Origin of the sequence: Aeromonas sp. 11P (assembly GCF_051920165.1) — a bacterium.
GTDB lineage: Bacteria > Pseudomonadota > Gammaproteobacteria > Enterobacterales > Aeromonadaceae > Aeromonas > Aeromonas veronii.
On the sequence record NZ_JBQBDJ010000004.1, the window covers coordinates 287,110 to 304,061 of the forward strand.

The 16,952-nt window shown below is 58.0% G+C and carries 8 protein-coding genes; 5 read left to right on the forward strand and 3 right to left on the reverse strand.

What is annotated here, in order from left to right; all coding sequences use genetic code 11:
- The first annotated feature begins 223 nt into the window (after positions 1-223).
- Genes ACTG1P_RS01605 through ACTG1P_RS01620 form a run of 4 tightly spaced genes read left to right on the forward strand, consistent with a single transcriptional unit; the run spans position 224 to position 5,354 of the window.
- Positions 224-1,543: a lipopolysaccharide biosynthesis protein gene (locus tag ACTG1P_RS01605; protein WP_440000291.1), complete on the forward strand. Its 1,320-nt coding sequence runs from the start codon at positions 224-226 to the stop codon at positions 1,541-1,543.
- Positions 1,531-2,937: an O-antigen ligase family protein gene (locus tag ACTG1P_RS01610; protein ID WP_440000292.1), complete on the forward strand. Its 1,407-nt coding sequence runs from the start codon at positions 1,531-1,533 to the stop codon at positions 2,935-2,937. Before ACTG1P_RS01605 ends, ACTG1P_RS01610 begins: the two co-directional genes overlap by 13 nt.
- A complete protein-coding gene (locus ACTG1P_RS01615; RefSeq protein ID WP_440000293.1) occupies positions 2,934-4,205 on the forward strand; it encodes a glycosyltransferase family 4 protein in 1,272 nt (423 codons plus the stop codon). Before ACTG1P_RS01610 ends, ACTG1P_RS01615 begins: the two co-directional genes overlap by 4 nt.
- 12 nt (positions 4,206-4,217) lie before the next feature.
- Positions 4,218-5,354, forward strand: coding sequence for a glycosyltransferase family 4 protein (locus ACTG1P_RS01620; RefSeq protein ID WP_440000294.1), 1,137 nt, complete (start codon positions 4,218-4,220; stop codon positions 5,352-5,354).
- A gap of 43 nt (positions 5,355-5,397) precedes the next feature.
- Here ACTG1P_RS01620 and ACTG1P_RS01625 read toward each other — a convergent pair whose 3' ends face one another.
- The 3 genes from ACTG1P_RS01625 to ACTG1P_RS01635 all read right to left on the reverse strand — a co-directional run bounded on the left by ACTG1P_RS01625 (position 5,398) and on the right by ACTG1P_RS01635 (position 11,514).
- Positions 5,398-6,444, reverse strand: coding sequence for a diguanylate cyclase domain-containing protein (locus ACTG1P_RS01625; protein WP_440000295.1), 1,047 nt, complete (start codon positions 6,442-6,444; stop codon positions 5,398-5,400).
- A gap of 301 nt (positions 6,445-6,745) precedes the next feature.
- The gene (locus ACTG1P_RS01630; protein ID WP_440000296.1) at positions 6,746-9,661 is read right to left on the reverse strand and encodes an HD domain-containing phosphohydrolase; all 2,916 of its coding nucleotides are present in this window, start codon (positions 9,659-9,661) and stop codon (positions 6,746-6,748) included.
- A gap of 236 nt (positions 9,662-9,897) precedes the next feature.
- Positions 9,898-11,514 carry a response regulator gene (locus ACTG1P_RS01635; RefSeq protein WP_440000297.1) on the reverse strand — a complete coding sequence of 539 codons (1,617 nt, stop codon included), beginning with the start codon at positions 11,512-11,514 and terminating at the stop codon, positions 9,898-9,900.
- A gap of 546 nt (positions 11,515-12,060) precedes the next feature.
- Between ACTG1P_RS01635 and ACTG1P_RS01640 the strand changes: the two genes are divergently transcribed.
- The gene (locus ACTG1P_RS01640; RefSeq protein WP_440000298.1) at positions 12,061-16,068 is read left to right on the forward strand and encodes an ATP-binding protein; all 4,008 of its coding nucleotides are present in this window, start codon (positions 12,061-12,063) and stop codon (positions 16,066-16,068) included.
- Positions 16,069-16,952 lie beyond the last annotated feature (884 nt).

Genomic DNA, 16,952 nt, shown 5'->3' on the forward strand with positions numbered 1-16,952 from the left:
TAGATCGGGCCAAATGGGGCTAAGAGGAGGGGCAGATTGCGCCGGTCGGTGCAATTTGCAGCCAGCGTTGTGCAAAACGCAAATGCCAGTCTCATTCTGGGCTTGTTCAGGCCGGTTAAGCCGCACAGAGAGGCTATCGCTTCAGGGCGGGAGTGAGTGGCGTGGGCTTTGCATTAGCGGTAGCTGACCCGGAGCAGGATGCTTCGGGTGGCTGGGAGGCCCTATGAAACTTGGTGTGAACCAGATTGCCATGCTCTATTACGCCGGCGGCTTGCTCCTGATGAAGGGGATCTCCCTGCTGATGTTGCCAGTATTGACCCATCAGCTGCTGCCTCGTGAATACGGTCAGCTGGAGGTGCTGCTCACCCTTATCAATCTGGGCTCCCTGATCCTTGGCTTCGGGCTGGTGGATGCCCTCTACCGCTTTGCCGGACTGGCGAAAGATGAGCAGGAGCGCCAGCAGGTGGTGGCCCGCATGTTTGGTCTGGTCTGGCTGATTGCCCTGGCCAGTCTGGTGCTGCTCTGGCTGCTGGCACCTGTGGTGCAAGCCTGGCTACCGGTGGAAACCCGTCTTGCGGATGTGCGCTGGGTGCTCTGCGCCCTGCCGTTTGAAGGGGTGATCGGCGTGCCGCTGGCATGGCTGCGGATGCGCAATCAGGCGCGCCTCTTCTTTGCCGCGACCGCAGGCAAGGCGGTGATCCAGTCCCTGCTGACCGGCTGGTGGCTCTGGCTCGGCTGGGGCGTGAGCGGGGTGCTGGCCTCCGGCACCCTGACCTGCATCGTTCTGGCGCTGCTGCTGAGCCTCTTGCAGTGGCGAGATAGCGGGATCCGCTTTGACTGGCAGCACTATCGGCCGCTGCTGCGCTATGGATTGCCCCTGGTGGTGAGCGGGCTGGCAGGCTTTGCCCTGAGCGGACTGGATCGCTGGCTGCTGGCCGATGTGGTGGGGGAGGCGCTGCTTGCCTACTACGCCGTAGCGGGCAAGCTGGCGCTGGCGGTGGGGTTGTTGCTGCAACCCTTTGCCCTCTGGTGGTATCCCCGCCGTTTCATGCTGCTGCGCGAGCCGGATGGACTGCGACTCAATGCCCACTACAGCGTGATGGGGTCGGTACTGGGGTTTGTCACCGCGGGGATTGTCGGGCTCACCGCTCCCTTGCTCATTCGCTGGTTGACCCCGGAGAGCTATCACGGGGCGATCGCCTATATTCCACTGCTGGTGTTGGGTATGGCGGTGCGCAATGTCTCAGATCTGCTCAATGTTGGCTGCTTTAGCGGTGAGAAGAGCAATGCCCAGATGGTGATCAATCTGGGCTGCAGCGCTCTTGGGGTCGCAGGCTTTCTGCTCGCCATCCCCCCCTTCGGGGTTGCCGGGGTGATCTGGACCCTGCTGCTGGTCTATCTGGTACGGGCGCTGGCCTTTTATCTGGTAAGCCAGCGGTTGCTGCCGCTGCCGTATCGCCTCTCGACCCTCTGGGCCAGTTCGCTCGGGGCGCTGGCGATGGTCTGGCTCGGCCAATGGTGGGCAGGATCATGGCTCGTCTAACGCCAGCCGTCTGGGCAAGCACCATCTGTCTGGTGCTGGCCCTGCTCTGGTGGCTGCTTCCCCATCCCTTGCTGCTGCCGGTGCTCGGCCTTGCCATTCCCGCCATCTGGTTTGCCCTGCGCTGGCCCTTTTTGATGGTGCTGGGGTTTGTCACCTTCTCCTTCTTTCGGCTGCATGAGGTGTTCCCCCAGCTCTATCCCCTCAAGATCCCGCTGCTCTTCTCGCTGGCCGCCATCGGTGCGCTGGGCTGGCACATTTTGTTGACCGGCCGGATCAAGCCCTACTGGAGTCCAGCCCTGAGCTGGCTGACGGCCTTCTTTGTGATGGTCTCCATCGGTGTGCTGTTTGCCAGCAACCGGGGCGAGGCGATCGCCACCTGGACCGGCAGCTACAGCAAGATCTATCTGATGACCCTGGCCACCGCCTGGCTGGTGCGCACCCCGGGGGATTTTGCGCTGGCGGTGCGTACCTTCGTGGTAGCGGGCTGTCTGGTGGCGCTGGTGGCCCTCTACAACAAGGCGAGCGGGATCGGGCTGGTGGAGGGGACCCGGGTGACCATAGGGCGCGAGCTGGGCTCTGTGCTGGGGGATCCCAACGATCTGGCGCTGGTGCTGCTCTTTCCTGCCGGTTTTTCGCTGAGCTTGCTGCTCAATCAGGGCAATGGGGTGGGGGGGCGTTTACTGGGGGGGCTCGGCTTTGCGTTGACTGCCGCCGCCATTATCGCCACCCAGAGCCGCGGTGGCTTGCTTGGCGTGTGTGCGGTCAGCGGCCTGTTTGCCTGGCAGCGGGTGAAATCCAAAGCCTTGCTGATGATGGTGGGCGGGTTGGCGCTCAGTGTGCTGTTTGTTGCGGCCGGGATCAGCGACCGGGCATCTGGCGGTGCCGCCGAGAGCGGGGTCGATGCCTCGGCCATGGGACGGATCTACGCCTGGCAAGCGGCCTGGGGCATGGCACTGGGCCATCCGCTGGTGGGGGTGGGCCTGTCCAATTTCTATTACAACTACTTCTTCTACAGCCCCCATTGGGATGGACTCAATCATGCGGTGCACTCCACCTGGTTCGGGGTGCTGGCTGAAACCGGCTTTGTCGGGTTGGCGTTGTTTATCGGCATGGTGACGGTGACCCTGCGCAGTTGCTGGCGTTGCCAGCTCGCTGGCATGCCTCCTGCAGTGATCACGGCGATGCAGGGGGTGATGGCCAGCATGGTGGGGTTTGTGATTTCGGGATCCTTCCTGACCCAGGGGTTTACCTGGCCCATCTATCTGGAGTTGGCGCTGGCTGTCGCCGCCATCAAGTACGTGCAGCAGGCGGCCACAGAGGTGAAGGCCACCGCTGAGGATCATCAGGAGGCAACCCGGTTGCCGGCAGTGCCACCAAAGGGAGCAAGAGGATGAACGCAACCCCTGTTTTGCTGGTTCACTACGGAGAAGACTGGATCCGCGGCAGCGAACGCTGCCTGCTGGATCTGCTGGCCCACCTCGATCGCAGCCGGTTTACGTCGTTGCTCTGGTGCAATAGCCCGGCTCTGGCTGCAGAGGCGGCCACCCTGGGGGTCGAAACCATGGTCGAGCCGTTCAGCCTGCTGTTGGGATGGCAGGCGCCCCGTTTTGATCTTGCGGCCCATCGGCGCCTCTCCCGGCGAGCCAGAGAGCTCATCACCGAGCGGCAGATTGGGCTGGTGCATGCCAACAGCGCGGCCCCTTGTCAGTGGCTGGCGGGTGTCTGTCGGGCGTTGCAGGTACCGCTGGTGTGCCACCTCCATGCCCGTTACCAGCCCAGAGACAGATTCAGCCTGCGGGTCCATCAGGCAAGCGTACTAATTGGGGTGAGCGAGCCGGTGTTGACCGGCTGGCGCCAGGATGGTTGCGCGGCCGAGCGGTTGATCCGGGTACCCAACGGGGTGGATGCCGCTCGTCTGAATGCGGGGGCTCACTGGCCGGTCGTCGGCATGCTGGGCTTGCCCCCGGGAGATATGATCATCGCAACCGTCGGCTCCCTGATCAAACGCAAGGGGATTGATCTGCTGATCCGCTCGCTGGCTGCCCTGATGGCATCGGGGGAGGAGGCTCAGTTGCTGATCATTGGCAGCGGCCCGGAGCGGGAAGCACTGATGGCGTTGGCTGTCGAGCTCGGGGTGGCCGAGCGTGTCCACTTTTTGGGCGAGCGGCCGGACAGCGCTGCTATCTTGCGGGGCGGGGTGGATCTGCTGGTCTCCGGCGCCCGTGAGGAGGTGTTTGGTCTGACGTTGGCGGAGGCGGGCATGTTGGGGATGCCGGTCAGTGCCTATCGGGTGGGCGGCATCCCCGAAGTGGTGGAGGAGGGGGTGACCGGCTTGCTGGCAACCCCGGGGGATTGGGCCGAGATGGCTGATCACTGGCGGCAATTGAGCAATCCGCAACGCCGATGTGAAATGGGGCGGGCCGCTCAGCTGCGTGCCGCGCAACTGTTCACGGTGGTGCGTTATGTCGACGGAATCACGGTGGTGTGGGACGCCGCTTTGGCTGGTCGTTGGCACGCCACGGCCCCCACATCCTTCCGACCATTCATTCATTGGGCGGGGCAACGACTCCTTGCCAGAGGTCGCAATATGCTGGCGAGTGGGATAGCAAGAGTGGCGCAAAAAGTGCAACTGGGGTTTGGCCGCAGCAAGGTGCCAGAGTAAGGGAGCAGCAAGATGAGCATGCAAACTGAGCCGGTGTTTGGAAAGATCATCGTCGTGGATCCCATCTCGTTTCGCGGGGGCTCCAAGGTTGCGACCGAAGTGCTGCTTGATGAGTTGGCCAAGCGGATGCCCGAGCTCACATGCCATGTGTTGACTCAGGATCCCGACTCCTGGCCCCGTTGCCAGCATCATCCTCTTTGGCTGCCCCACATATTGAAGGGGCGGGAGTCCGGCATCGGCTATCTGCTCAAACAGGGGTGGCAGACCCTGCTGATCCTCTGGCTGGTGTTGCGTCTGGGGCAGGTGAAGTGCCTGGTGGCGGCGTCCGGGCCGGGGGTGGATCTCTGTTGTTACTGGGCGGCCCGCTGGTTGCGGTGCCGGGTAGTTCAGCTGATCCATGGCCCTGTGGGGTGCTCGGGGCTCTCTGCCAGAGCCCTGCAACGGGCGAGTTTTGTATTTTATCTCGAATCGACCCGCAGCTCCCTGGCGGCGTTGCTGGCCCGGCTTGGCGAGACCGAGTTCCCGTCACACTGGCAGCCATTTACCAACGGTTTGAGCGAGATTGATTGGCCCAAAGCGACCCTGGGTGGGCCCCGCATTTTGTGGGCGGCCTCGTTGCTGCGCTGGAAAGGGCTGGAGACCATGCTTGCCGCCCATCAACTGATCCCTGACGCTCGCCCCGAGCTGATGGTGTGCTATCTGCAGCCCAAGGGCACGCTGCAACCCTGCAGCCAGCCTCAGCCACAGCTGCCAGATACACACTGGTATGCCAATCCCGCCAATCTTGGCGAGATCCGATCTCAATGCGGCATTTTTGTCTCCACCAGTCATCAGGAACCGTTTGGCCTCTCCATTCTGGAGGCCATGGCGGCAGGATTATGTGTAGTGATCCCGGCCGATGGCGCCTGGTGGGATCGACACCTCACCGATGATGTGAATTGCCGCAAATATCAGCCAAACGATCCCGGCGATCTGGCGCGGGTGCTGGCCAGCCTCAATGCCATGCCCGACATGGTCAAGCGACTTGGCTATCATGCCCGCCTGCATGCCATGGCCCATTACAACGCGGCGGATACCTACCAAAGCACACTGGATCAGTGGGAAGGTATGTTGCGATGGGATGCGTTGAGCCTTGCCGTGCATGGTTAGCGCGCAGTGGTTCCCCGTGGGGGGGATGGGGCGTATGAGGGACTTATGGGCAGACTGGTTGCGGGAGGCTGGGTGACTCCGCCACTCTGATGCAGTTACGGCCGGATGATTTGGCTGCGTAGAGTGCAGCATCAGCAAGTTTTACCAGTTCAGACGGCTGCCGGTGACTCGATGGTCTGAGGCAGGCAACACCCATGCTAACGGTCACCAGGCCGGTGCCATTCTGTGCGTGTGGCTGCGCGAGTGCAAAAATCAGCCGCTGGATATGTTGGGCAATTTCATAGGCGGATTGACGCTCGACATGTGGCAACAGGATGACAAATTCCTCTCCGCCGTAGCGGGCCACCAACTCTCCCGAGCGGCGCCCGGATTGCGCCAGGGTATGGGCCAGCAATCGAAGGCACTCGTCACCGGCAACGTGGCCATAGAGATCGTTGAACTGCTTGAAATGATCGATGTCGAGCATGATGAGCGCAATTGGCATCTCGGTATGCAGGCACCGCTCCCACGCCTGATGCAATGAGTTGTCGAACAGACGGCGGTTGCCGATATTGGTGAGCCCGTCGGTATTGCTGAGTGCTTCCAGTTTCCGGTTCGCTTCGGCCAGCTCTTTGGTTCTGAGCTCGATAATCAGCTCCAGCTCATGCTGGCGCTCCTCCAGATTGGTCATCGGATAAATTTCGTTCTCGCGAGCCAGACCGTAAGGGATGGAGATGCTGCTGTGAGCAATTTTCCACTCTATGGCTTCATGCCGAAACATCAGCACCAGTCTGGCAGTTTGCCGAGACAGGATAGGTTCTGATTTCGGTAGATGGATATGGAAGAAGGCGGTGACAGCCACCACGTCAGCGGCCAGATCTTGCAGGCTTACATCGAGTATTTCCAGGTGGATTCTGTCCGTGATCTGGGCAAAATCGCGGCGGGTTATCCGGATCCACTCATCCCTATCGGTAACCAGAACATCACTGCTGCCGGCAAAACCGCTGAAATTGTCGCTAAACCGAGTTGTGAGCCGATCATCCCGTGATGAATACATCTCGATGTACTCATCAAACAGTGAGCGGATCAACGGTTCCCGTTCAGTGGTCATTGCGCTGGGCCCATGTGAAGTGGTCACGTTTTTAAAACGTTCGATTGAACTATAGTCAATTATGTCATTTCATTTGGCTATCTATCTTGATTTTTATTGTTTTTTGTTCGATTACCGCACTTGGCAAGTGTCCGTAAGGTCAGTCAGAACAAGGTGCCATGGAGAGGATTAACATGGCTGTCCGGTGCATATCCTCCCCATCTCTATTGCGCATTGGGTTGACCACCGGTGACAAGACGGCGGGTCTGCATGCAGATCCCCAGACTGCAGGCATCAGGTAGCCCAGAGTGCCTCGCGGCGATCAATGGCTGGCGAGATAGGGGCTGATATCCACCTCGTCAATGAGCTCCGGGCTCATGTAACGCTTGGCATAGCGCAGGTAGACGCCAGAGCGGAGAAAGAGCGCAAACAGCTCGGGATCGATATGGTGATCCTGTTGCATGAATCCCATGATGCGGATGGCCTCCGAAAGAGATTTGGCTTTCTTGTAGGGGCGATCGCCGGCCGTCAGCGCCTCGAAGATATCGGCGATGGCCATCATCCGGGCAGGGATGCTCATCTCGTCCCGTTTCAGCCGCTTGGGATAACCGGTGCCATCCATCTTCTCATGGTGTCCCCCTGCGATTTCCGGCACCTGTTTCAGGTTGGCGGGGAAGGGGAGTTTTTCGAGCATGATGATGGTCTGGATCATGTGCTCGTTGATCTTGTAGCGCTCCTCATCTGTGAGGGTGCCCCGGCGGATGGAGAGGTTGTAGAGCTCGCCGCGGTTATAGAGGTATTCGGGCGTGTTGACCTGAAATCCCCAAGGGTTGTCAGGGGCAAGGCGGTCGCGGTTGCTGCGGGTGAAGAGGTGATCCGGGCGATCGGCCAACAAGGGTTCGGTGACCGGCAGCGGTGACTCCGCGGCCCGCTGTTTGCGCGCCAGTTCATCTTGAGAGATCCCAATCCGATCGGAGAGCGTGCGCTGCCAGGTGCGGCCCGCAATCTGCTGCAGTCTTGAAATATCCTCTGTGGCCATAAATTCGCCCCCTTCGTTGCAACGGGCGATAAAGGCAAACTCCTCATCCAGCTGTTGCCACTGCTGTTGCAGCGTGGCCTGTAACGTGGCCTCATCACCCCCGTGGAGACGTGCCTGCCAGTAGGCAATCTCGGCATCCCGTTTCAGCACTTCAAAACGCATCCTGACCTCGTGAATGCGATCGCACAGGGTTTCCAGCTTGGTGGCCTTGTCGACCACAAACTCCGGGGTGGTGACTTTGCCGCAATCGTGCAGCCAGGCCGCGATATGTATTGCTTCCCACTGTTTTTCATCGAGCGAGAAGTGTTGGAAGGGGCCCTCCTTGGCATCACATGCCGCTTCTGCCAGCATCTTGGTCAGTTCGGGGACTCGCTGACAGTGGCCACCGGTATAGGGACTCTTTGCATCGATGGCCCCTGCGATGAGCTGGATAAAGGCTTCCAGCAGATTGCGCTGCTCCTCCAGCAGCCGCTGGGTGGTGAGTGCCACGGCGGCGGTGGAAGAGAGCGCGTTGACAAATGCCATCCGCTGCGGGGTCAGGGACTTCTTCCGTTCATCGATCAAAAACACCAGGGTGCCGAGCAGTTGGCCATCACGGTTTTTCAGGCCAATCGGCCAGAAGGTCAGCGGCGTGTCGCTCTCCTCAATGTAGGGAAACAGGATCTGCAATTCGCTGGTGACCAACGCAACGGGTTCCAGTTCTACTCCTTGCAAGCTCTGGAACAGTGGGTGTTTTGGCTGATTGAGGGTTCCGATACTGTGGATCGGCGTTTGCTCCTGCACCTCGCCATTCCAGCACAACCCTGCCAGAGACAGCGTCTTGTTGCCGCTATCGGAGAGGTAGAGCATGCAGCCTGTTGCACCGGTCAGTTGCTGCATTTCGGTGAGCAGCCGCACCAGCAAGCGGGGGAAACTGGTCTCGCTGGAGAGGGAGGTGGAAAGCTGCAAAAAGCGCTGGATGGTCGATTTCATGTCGCCCATGGCCTGGGAGAGATCGATGATTTCAGCAATATAGGAGTTGACCCTGATCGGATCGTTAAAGTCGAAGTGGGCGATTTTTCCTGCTTCTTCTGTCAGATCATCAAGGGGCCTGGCGGCGGTTCTGGCCAGCTTGATGGCCGCGAACAGGGCAAAGATCAGGAAGATGCCCGACAGAAGGAAGGTCTGATTGCGAATGGTGATGACCTTGGCCAGCAGTTCATCGACAGGCGCCGCAATCCAGAGTGATTGTCGTGACTCATCCGCTTCCGGCAGCTCAATATGCATACCTTGCCAATCTCGACCGTCTGATTGGAACGTCAGTTTATCGATCTTCTGGCGTTGGCTGGCATCGATGAGCCGTGGAAGCATCGGAAGGTCGGCCTCCACTATCTTGGCCAGTCGAAAGGTGCCGTTCTCACCGTGAATGATCATCCCGCCCTTATGGCTGGTCATCAGTTCTCCCCGATCATTGACAATAGCCAGCCGCATATTGGGGGTGATCATGGCGGACTTGAGCAGGCGTTCGATGGAGCGAAGGCTCATATCTACCCCGATGACGCCAGCCCCGTTTTGCATCGGTTTGGCAACACTCACGTTGACTTCCCGGGTATCGAGCGTGATGTAGGGGGGGGTCTGAACCAGTCGCCCGGCCTGCTTGGCCTGAATAAACCAGGGGCGCTCTCTGGCATCAAAGAGCTGCCCTGATACCTGTTGATGCTCGATGACGGTGAGGTTGTCGGCCAGCGCGAAGATATCGGTGAGTGTGGTTGCCTCCTGATGCCGAACGCTTTTGACGATCCAGCGGGTATTGGCAGGGGGAGTCAGATGTTGCACCTCGGTGTCGGCAGGCCAGCGCATCAGCCGGAACACATCGCCGTTGTTGTAACCGGCATAGACCCTGTTGGCCGAGGGCAGCCCTGTTAACAGGGTCGCCATATAGGGGATGTTGGCCATGCGGTCTGCCAGGGTTGTGGCCTTGGTCAAGCGCTGCTGGGCGAGCAGATTGACACTCAGGGCCGAGGAGCTAAACAGCCCTTCCAGCTCCTGGGTCGTGAGTTGGCCAATCAGGCTGAATCTCTCTTCCGCCTCTTTCATCAACATGGTTTTGGTCTGCCGATATTGGTGACCAAGGGTGATCAGGGCAAACACCAGCAGCAAGCCCAGAAACAGGTGGGCAATATGAACATACAAGGGGATAACGCGGCGAATGAGACTCATGTTATCTCCTTAATGGATGGGTTTGTTGAGTGGGGTATAAATGAGATAACCCAACAGGATAATGGGTAGCTTCATGGTGTTCGCCCTTGCTGCTTGCATTAAAGAGACCCCGTTGCGTAAACCACCAGATGACGATAAATGGAAAGGGGTGATAAATCCTTTTTAATTCACCCATCGCAGTAGCCAAAAATGATCCACGGCGATGTTACCGCTGAGTGCTGTGATCGTGATTTTTTTCACTCTGGATATGGATTGAAACCCTCTTTTTGAGGGAAGTGCGCCGAGATATTCAGCAACCTGGTCTCTTCATCCAGCGATACAGTAACGGTGGCGCCATGGGCTTCCAGCATGATTTTGCCATGATAGCCATTGTGACTGTGTGCTTCTTTGTTGTTATTAGAGGATGGGAATCTGTCGAACAGAGAGAGGACATTGTTGATATCCAGCAAGGTCGAGCTATCAATATTTAAAATAATGCTGTCGGGGTATTTCAGACAGACAATTTCCACGCAGGAGGAGGGCGCCGCATGCTCACAAGCGAGCCGTGTCAATATTTGAAACGCGGAATAACAGAGAAATTCGTCACCTGCGATGAATAGCTCGTCATAGAGGTAATTTTTGGGTTTGGTCAGCTTGATATCGAGCTTTTTCCCGGCATAGAGATTTTTGAATTGCACCGAAAGCCGATTGAAAATATTAAAGAGCTGGACTTTACCCGCTTTCAACACAAAGGTGCCGGTTTCAATCTGGTAAATCTCGCTGGCCAGCCGGGTCAACGCCAGCGCATCGCCTACAGATTTTCTGGTGATGGATAGCTGGGTTTTTTGGAGCATGTTGAGCGATGAGTCGGCCGCCAGCTCTTCCAGCAGGTGTAGCGCATTGAGCAGGGGCTCCCGAATTTCATAGCGGATATTGAACTCGAGGCTCTCTTTGAGCGCGTTGAGCTCAAGCATCTGATCGAACTCTTTTTGCAGATCTCTTCTGGCATGCACCAGCCGCATCAGATTGGCAATGCGAAAACGCAGCATCTCGATGTCGATCGGCTTGGTGATAAAATCGACAGCTCCGAGTTTCATCGCCCGTTTACGGGAATAGATATCATCCAGTGCCGTCATAAAGACGATGGGGATGTGCTCTGAGTGGGGATGTTCACGCAAAATTCTGGCGACATCGAATCCGTTCAGGTTGGGCATCATGATATCGAGCAGCACCAGATCGGGTGGATTATCCGATTGGCAGATCCTGATCGCTTTTTCGCCATCCTTGACCAGCTTGAGATGAAACTCTTTGCGAAATACCGAGGTGATCAGCATCAAATTATCTGGAACATCGTCAACCACCAGAATGGTAGGACTATCCTGATTGCTGGCGACCAGATCGCTGTTGGAAAAACGGTGCAAACGACCGAATTCAAATTGTGAAAGTGGGGGCTGCGACTGGCTGGTTGCCAACAGCAGCCGATTGATCCTGGCTTTAAGGGTATCGGGCTTGAGCGGGGTCAAGATAATGTCAGAGACTTTCGCCTGGACAAATTGTTCGATCAATGGGCGATCTGTCCCTGAGGTCAGGGTCAAAAATGGCAGTGTGTGATGAGGTGCCCTACTGCGAATATTTTTCAGCAGCGTGAGCAAGTTTGCCGAATCGAGATCGATATTGCAGATGATCATGGCGGCAGGGCCATCAGCCACGCAACGTTCCAGCGCCTCGACACTCTCCACCACCGTAATCTGGCTTATGCCAATGGCTCGTAACTGATTGCATAGCGCATCGCTGTGCACATTATCTTTTTCCAGTACCAGCGTGGGCCCGGAAATTATTTTTGCTATGTCCATATGGCTTTCTGATGTGCCCATCTGTCGCTGTATCCTGCCAGCTCATTTTGAGCATGATAATATAGGGTGCATGACCCTGGTCAACCGATACCTCTGCTACCTTGCGCTGGAAATATAAATCTGCAAGCTGGCTCATCACCCAACGTGATAAAGAGAGCAATCCGATATCACCATACCGTTGGTGCTGACCCATCTTCTGATGGTGTACAACCGCCATTACCCCATATCCACTTTTTTCTTGTATCCGGTTTATCCCTTGTGAGTTGCTGGCTCCTGTCGGGTTGTGCGCACATTTCAACCGGGTTGTCATGGCTGCCTGTCGGGGGATCCGTTATGGTGTGAGAAAGGTTGGCAAGGGTCGCCATCCTCCATCTTGGCAGGGAGAATCACGAGATATGGAATATCTTGCCCCGAACGCGGCTCATCCTATGGTGCCGCTGGTTGATGATAAGAGTGGCTGCCACAAGTTGATGAATGCGCTGCTCGGTGAGCGCCTTTATTGCCCTTCTTCTCCTGTGAGGCGGTGCTGATGATGGCCAGGCAGAACGATGGAGCATGCTGTCAACCATGAAATCCCGTCTTTGGCACATTACTGCCGTGCTGTTGCTCTCCCTGATGGTTGCCACACTGGTCGATGCCTTCTATCTGGAACTGGAGCGGCAGGAGTATCGCCAGTCGCTGGATACCCGCATTCAGCGCGAGGGCGAGAATTTGCAGCAACTGACCCTATCAAGCAAGGGGATGGGGGCGGTGCAACTGGCTGGCCGCCTAAACCGCGAGATCCAGCAATCGTCACTGCTCGAGCGGGGGGATCTGAGCCCGAGCGAAGCACTGCAGGTGCTGGCGCAGGGGGTGAAGGCCAATCATGCCTTTGTTACCAATAAAGCAGGGGTGATTGTCCGTGATTGGGATGCGCTTGGCCGCCATGTCGTCGGGCAGGATGTGTCGTTTCGCTCCTACTTCAGGCAAGGGCTCAAGGGGCTGGAAACAGTAGATGCCGGGGTTAGCCTCAATACCGGCAAGCGGATGATCTATGTGGCGGCACCAGTCTCTCACGATCGGGCGCAAGGAAGCGACATTACCGGGGTGGTGGTAGCGCGCTACGAGATGGCGCTGCTCGATACCTTTCTGGCCGGGTGGGGCGATACCATCGGTTTGCTGGTCTCGCCCGACGGGGTGGTGATGGCCAGCAACAAGAGCGACTGGCAAATGGCGGTGGTAGGAGCGAACTCTGCCGTCAGGCAACAGCAGCTCTTTGCCTCTCGCCTCTATGGACACTACTTTGCTCCGGATCGCCAACCGGTGATCCTGCCTGCACTCGATGACAGTGAGGTCAGGATTGGGAACGATAGCTATCTGGTGAGTCGCATGCCTCTCGAGTGGAACGATGCCAAAGGGCAGTGGACGCTGCTGCTGTTAGGCAATGTGGATCAGGTCGTGTCAGGATGGCGGCGAGTGGCCTTGTTCGGCACAGCCCTGTTGATCTGTCTGATCTCGGCCCTGCTCTGGCAGGGGCGAATGTTGCGTCGTCGCAGCATTCGCGAGCGCAACGAGCAGTTTGCCTTTCAGCAGGCGTTGATCGATACCCTGCCACATCCTCTCTTCTATACCGACAATCAGGGTCGCCTGCTGGGGGTGAATCGCGCCTTTACCAGCGCATTTGGTGGTGCCCGCCCGATCGAGGGCAAGCGGCTGGCGGAGTTGCCGCAACTGGCCGGACTGGATGCGGTGGATGAGGGCAACACCTTGCAGAGGGTGGCGGGCAGTCAGGCCAGAACGCAGCATGAGGTGCGTCTGCTCTCACCGGATGGCCGTCCTCTGGACATGCTCTATTTTCTCTCGGGGATCGAGCTTGCCGAGAGCGAGCGAAGCGGTGCGGTCGGCAGCCTGGTCGACATCACCCCGATCCGTGCCGCCGAGCAGGCCATGCGGGAGGCCCATGACCGGATAGCGGCAGATCGCCAGCGGCTGCACGAGAGCGAGCAGCGGATCCAGTCCATGGTGCGCAACGTACCGGGTATGGTCTATCGCTGTCTGCCCCATCACCCCTGGACCATGTTGTTCGTCAGCGACGAGGCGGAAAAATTGACCGGCTATCCCGCCAGCGATTTTGTCGGCGTGGGCAACAGCCGCGATTTTGGTGACTTGATCCATCCCGACGACCTCGAACTGAGCAACCGCAACACCATCGAGGCCATTGCCGAACATCGGCAATATATCAACGAGTACCGCATCTTCGATCGCTGGGGTCAGATCCGCTGGGTCTACTCCATCGGGCTCGCTACCTATGATGCCCAGGGCAAGGCCGTCTATCTGGACGGGATCATCTTCGATTTCAGCGACCGCAAGCAGGCGGAGGCCGCCATGCTCGAAGCCCGACAGATCGCCGAAGATGCCACCCGAACCAAGAGCGAATTTTTGGCCAACATGAGCCATGAGATCCGCACGCCGATGAATGCGATCATCGGCATGGCCCATCTGGCGCTGCAAACCAGTCTCTCCCCCGAGCAGCACAACTATGTGAGCAAGATAGACAGAGCGGCGAACAACCTGCTCGGGATCCTCAACGACATCCTCGACTTCTCCAAGATGGAGGCGGGCAAGCTGCAACTGGAACAGGTGGATTTCCGGCTCAACGAGGTGTTCGAGTGGCTGGCGGATCTGACTGCGTTTCGGGCGCGGGAAAAGGGGTTGGCGCTGCTGTTCGATCTGGCCGGTGATCTGCCTGACCGTTTACGCGGCGATCCCCTGCGACTTGGTCAGATCCTGCTCAACCTGACCAGCAATGCCATCAAGTTTACCGAGCAGGGAGAGGTGATTGTCCGGCTGGCACGCAGTAACGAGCGAGATGGCAAGATCTGGCTGCAGGGCAGTGTTCAGGATAGCGGTATAGGCATGACAGCCGAGCAGTGCCAGCGTCTCTTTCACTCCTTTGAGCAGGCTGACAGCTCGACCACCCGCAAATATGGTGGCACCGGTCTTGGTTTGGCCATCACGCACAATCTGGTGCAACTGATGGACGGGGAGATCCGGGTGGAGAGCGCCCCGGGGCAGGGCAGCGAGTTTCACTTCCGTATCTGTCTCGCCACTCTGGCGGATCAGGGTCATGAAGATCAACGTGTGGCGCCGCAGCGTCTGCTGTTGCTGGAGCCGCGCCCTGCTTCGCGAGCGGCCATTCTCCACCAGCTGGCGGCGCTGCCCGTTGAGCTTGTCTGTGCGGACGCTCCCGCCGCAGTGCTGGCACTGCTGCATCAAGGCATCGCGGCGGGCAAACCCTGTGAACGAGTGATGCTGGGCTGGCAGGATGGAGATAGCTGGTTGCCAGAGGTGCTGCAGGAGGTTGGCACGCTGGCAGCGCCGCCTGCGATCTTGCTGATCACCTCGGGCGAGCCCGCACCGCTTGCCAGCCATGTTGCTGCGCTGGGGTTGGCGCCGTGTGATGTGCTTGCCCATCCCTTTACTCCGCAAACACTGCGTCAGGCGCTAGCGGGCGATGCCGTGGGATGGGAGGCGTTATCGGATGCAAGCCCCCATCATCAGGTTGCGTTGCCTGCTCATGGGCTGGCGGGGGCTCGTCTGCTGCTGGTGGATGATAACGACATGAACCGGGAAGTTGCGTTGGCCCTGTTGGGCAAGCAGCAGATCTCCCTGGTCTGTGCTTGCGATGGGGCACAGGCGCTCGCCCTGCTGGCGCAAGATCGCGGGTTTGACGGCATCCTGATGGATTGCCAGATGCCGGTGATGGACGGGTACACCGCGACCCGGTTGGTCCGCGCCGATCCGGCGCTGGCCCGGATCCCCATTATCGCCATGACCGCCAGCACCATGGCCGGGGATAAAGAGAAGGCGCTGGCGGCAGGCATGAATGACCACATCGCCAAACCCTTGAATATGCCGCTGTTGCTGGCGACCCTCTCGCACTGGATCACACCCGCCAGACCGCTAGCTGCCGCCAGCAAGTTGCAGGTGACTGACGATGCGACCCCTTGGCAAGGCGTGCCCGGCCTTGACGTGCAGCGGGGCATGGCCGTGATGGGGGGCGACAGTGCGCTCTACCGCAATATGTTGCAGCGCTTCTGTAACGGGCAGCAGGGGTTTGAAGCCAGTTTCCACTCGGTGTGGGTGTCGGATGACAAAGTCACGGCCCGGCGTCTGGCTCACACCCTCAAGGGTAGTGCCAGCACCATAGGGGCGACTGGTGTGGCGGAGCAGGCGGCGCTGCTCGAGCAAGCCTGTGAAAAGGGGGATGATGCAGGGGTCGCAACCCGCTTGCCATCCCTGATGGCAGAATTGACGCCCCTGCTGTCTGGGCTGGAAGCCGCGCTGGCAGCGTCCCCTGTGACGATGGGCGCTTCCCGGGGCATTGATGCCGGGATGATGGCGGCGCAACTCCAACAGTTGAGGGCCTTGCTGGCACAGAGCGATGCCCAGGCGTTAGCGCTTTGTCAGCAGATTGAGGCTGATCTGGCTGGCAGTGCATTGCCGCTGCGTGCTGCATTTCAAGAGGTGAGCCGGGCGGTCAACGAGTTCGAGTTCGATCAGGCGCTGCAGTTGCTGGAGCCACTGCTTGGGTGATGGTTAACACCCTTATCGATTGTCATGTTCATCGTCATTCTACTAATTTATTTTGGTTGTCACTGAACAAGAATAATTATCATCTCTATCGGTATGGTAGATATTTACGTTCGGGTTAATTACGCTGGGTGACGTAAAGGTAAATAGTGTAAATATGGGCGGTAACATCTGTAACCGGATGAACGAATGTATCGCGAGTTAAATATGACCACTATGTTGCAGACAGCTGACATCCTCACTTTTTCTCTCACCATTAATTTGAATGCAGATTCATGTTGATGCGTAAACATATCCGCGCGCGTGATATTTTACTCATCAGTATGCAAGTCAATAAAGAGTGGAGGAGGTCATAGTGATTCTGCATATCTCGGCGGCATCTTTTTATTAAGCTGTGTTAAACGTCAGGGAGGCCAAGCGGGGTTGTACTATGTAGGCTAGCAGGAGCAATCATCGCCCTGCAGCGCAGGTAAGATGCAAGCAGACACCAAGCGACATGCAGGGATATCGTGCCGTGCCGTGCCGTGCCGTGCCGTGCCGTGCCGTGCCGTGCAGGCTGTGCTTGCTACCGGTGGCAGCTGGCCGTTAGGCCGTTCTGGTGTGGGGAGGCAAGTCAGGTGGTTGTCCCGTGGATGACTGCATGAAATATGCAATGAGGTGAGTAAAGATATATTCAATGGATCATTTATTGGTGGGCATCAGTATTGTTAAAAGAACGGCATAGCCGAGATTTCAGTCATGTTAATTTGGCTCGCAGTGAAAGAGAGGATATGTGGTGATTAATTATTTAATGTCCAATTAAGTTCATAAAATTTACGGGGCTGCAAAATATCTCTTTGGGGGTAATTGATTTCATTTGTGATGTGGCTCGCGATGAAAATAGGGGT